The organism is Alishewanella longhuensis (genome assembly GCF_014653435.1).
Taxonomy (GTDB): Bacteria; Pseudomonadota; Gammaproteobacteria; order Enterobacterales; family Alteromonadaceae; genus Alishewanella; species Alishewanella longhuensis.
In genome coordinates this window covers 1-2773 of record NZ_BNAO01000003.1, presented here as the reverse complement: position 1 = coordinate 2773, position 2773 = coordinate 1, and the positions used below count along the sequence as shown (strand labels likewise).

Here is a 2773-nt window from a genome sequence, read left to right as displayed (position 1 = left end):
GTTTAGCTCAGCTGGTAGAGCGCGACCTTGCCAAGGTCGAGGTCACGAGTTCGAACCTCGTAACTCGCTCCAAATTTAGAAAAAGCAGCCAAAGGCTGCTTTTTTGCTTTTACGCTTTCAGCCCCAAAAATTTCCTATTACTGAGCAAAGCATATCAATCCATATCACCAAGCAGTGATTGCAGAAAAAGGCTGTGTTTTCGGTACCACCATCATCCCCACAAATTGTAATAAAGAATTTGTATATAAATACAGCGGTAGGTAACGTTTTGGTAAATAAGTACAGCGCAGGTTTAAACCCTGCTTGCTGCAATATGCAGTAATAAGGCATAGATAAATAGATTGATTTACCGAAAATTATTGGCTAGGGTACTTTTCTTAACAAAGATAGAAGGGCGTTTACACGGCTGGAAAGCGTGGACGCTGCAAACTACAAAGCTGTTAGCGTCTTCAGGAGAAAATTCAGATGTCATCTGTACCTGAGAAAGATTGGAAAAGACTTAGCGGTCTTAAAGAAAACTTGCTCAATTCCGCATGCGAGACAATTTTTCGGCGCATCGAGCAAATATCATCTACTCGCAAAGGTCGAGAGCATGAGGCTTATTTAGAGCTCTGGAAAGAAATAAAAAAAGAAGATGATGCCATCGCTGAAATGTTTAATGATCTAAAACGTAGTAATGCGGTGTTTAAAATGGCTGCCTTGAAGCATTATGGTGTTTTAACCGATGAGCAATTGGCTCAGTTTTCACAAGAAACACAAGAACAGGTTGCGCGTCTTTGCGAGTACAGACGCTAACAAACAAATATTATCGCCAGCAAACTGCGCTGGCTGCGACGTCAACCCGCTGCGCGGCTCTCCGCGCTAAATTTGGGCGTTATGCATTTTAGTAAAGTTTTATAACAGGTGACATTTTTCAAGAACAAGGAAGATTATGAATATTAAATTTTTAACGGCAATGCTTTATTCGAGAGTGTTTTTGATTTTTTCAGGTTCGTTTGGGCTTATATGGATTGCCGCGATTAGTATGAATTTTTTGGTTAGTGCAACGAGTGTGAAATTAAATAGCGCCAATGTAACTGCTCCAATATACCCATTGTTTTTCATAATTGTGCTAGGCACTTTGTTGATTGGACTGTCAGTCAAGTTAGCCAGTAAGGCTAAAAGCAATGAATGATGTGACTAAGCTAAAAATGCCTAACAATGTGCAGCACTCGCTCGCGTTGGTCGCTGGGTCGCCAACCCGCTGCGCAGCTCGTCGCCCGAGTGCTTTGCGTTAGGCAAAAAAGGAGTAAGTAGATGGATCAACTTAAAAATCGAGTAATCGCAGTTATTTTAGGTGTTGCGCTAGCTTATGCATCAATAGCTATTATTGGTATTGGTGCTGCGGTAGCAATTCCCTCTGAAATTCTAAAACCTGTTGCAAAAGTATCAGGCTTACTTGCATTTACCCTGGTCGACTTGTTCACCATCGCGGTGCCGCTGGCAGCAGCATTTTTAGTAGTAGCTTTCGCCAGTAAGGTGGTAATCAGAAAGCCAGATTTAACTTTTTATGCCTTATTACTCGCACCTTTGGTGTTATTGCAGCTGTATTTTGTTGTGCAATCACAGCCTCAGATACTAAATAACATGGTAACAACGCTACCGCGTTACCTATTGTTGGCAGTATGTTTTTACTTGTTAGTTCGCAGCAGTGAGCGGGCAAATGCCTAACAAGGCCAGTCAGCAACGGCCACTGCGTGGCTTGGACCTCAAACAGCAACAAGTTGCTCGCGTGTGTTATACACCAAGGAAGAATCGTGCACAAAACCAGAACATTTTTACTTGCTAGTACCATATTGATTTCAACGGTAATTAGCGCAGCTACTGTGCTTAGCCTTGATAAAAAAATGATCGATGCTATTAACGATCATATTTCTGATGCTTCAAGTCGTTGTGATTTTGAGGAGTCAACAAAATACTATTTTGGAAAGACTAAGTTCTTTAATTACAGCGTTGTTGATGGCAAAGAGATTGTTCAAGAGCAAAGTTATGATGAAGCAATGTTTGTTTTTAAGGATGCGATGGATGCATGCTATGTCACTCTTGCTAAAGAAAAAACAATATCCGAGGTCATTGAAATAGCTCAAACTGGGCAAGATGCAGTTTTCACGTCTGAAGCGTTTCATTACTTAAAATCGACTGATGGAAGACTTTTTGAAAGCCATAACAAAGGCAAAGTTATTTTCAGTGTTGTTGATGGCGAGGTTAAGATAATAGAATCTCATTACTTTGGGTTAGCCTTTCAAGAAATTGAGAAGTTGCCATAAGTGTATAACAAACGCCTTAAACATCGCGGTCTAAGTCCGCTGGACTCGCAACAAGTTGCTCGCCGTTTAGGCGCGCGTTGAGGCTGTAGAAAAACCTCTTTTCACGCGATCGAGTTTGTGATCAAATAGCGTTGTCTGGTCGAAAAGTGGACAGCGCCTTATGCCTAAATACATTCCTTACGACTACAACCAAAATGCCATGGTGGTGATTAATTATCTTGATCAACTGCAGCCTGGCACCTTTGAACATGCCATTCATTACCTGATTGATAACAAGCTGGACTTGTCGATATTTCACTGCAAATACCAGAATGAGGACAACGGTCGCCCTGCGTATGATCCGGCTGTGCTGTTAAAGATTATTTTGTTTGCTTACTCCAAGGGTATTATCTCGAGCCGTGAAATCCAGTGGTGCTGCGAAACCAATATCATCTTTAAAGCGTTGTCGTGCGATACGGTGCCGCACT

General features: G+C 41.7%; 5 protein-coding genes. All 5 read left to right on the top strand.

Annotated features, from left to right (window positions below):
• The first annotated feature begins 465 nt into the window (after window positions 1–465).
• Window positions 466–795, top strand: a complete 330-nt coding sequence (locus IE163_RS07090; RefSeq protein WP_189431714.1) for a hypothetical protein — start codon at window positions 466–468, stop codon at window positions 793–795.
• Between the two features lie 136 nt (window positions 796–931).
• Window positions 932–1174 carry a hypothetical protein gene (locus IE163_RS07085; RefSeq protein WP_189431712.1) on the top strand — a complete coding sequence of 81 codons (243 nt, stop codon included), beginning with the start codon at window positions 932–934 and terminating at the stop codon, window positions 1172–1174.
• A gap of 122 nt (window positions 1175–1296) precedes the next feature.
• Window positions 1297–1710, top strand: coding sequence for a hypothetical protein (locus tag IE163_RS07080; protein WP_189431710.1), 414 nt, complete (start codon window positions 1297–1299; stop codon window positions 1708–1710).
• An 86-nt stretch (window positions 1711–1796) separates the two neighbouring features.
• Window positions 1797–2306: a hypothetical protein gene (locus tag IE163_RS07075; RefSeq protein WP_189431707.1), complete on the top strand. Its 510-nt coding sequence runs from the start codon at window positions 1797–1799 to the stop codon at window positions 2304–2306.
• A gap of 160 nt (window positions 2307–2466) precedes the next feature.
• Window positions 2467–2773: transposase (locus IE163_RS07070; protein WP_189431705.1), on the top strand; the 307-nt coding region annotated here is incomplete at its 3' end.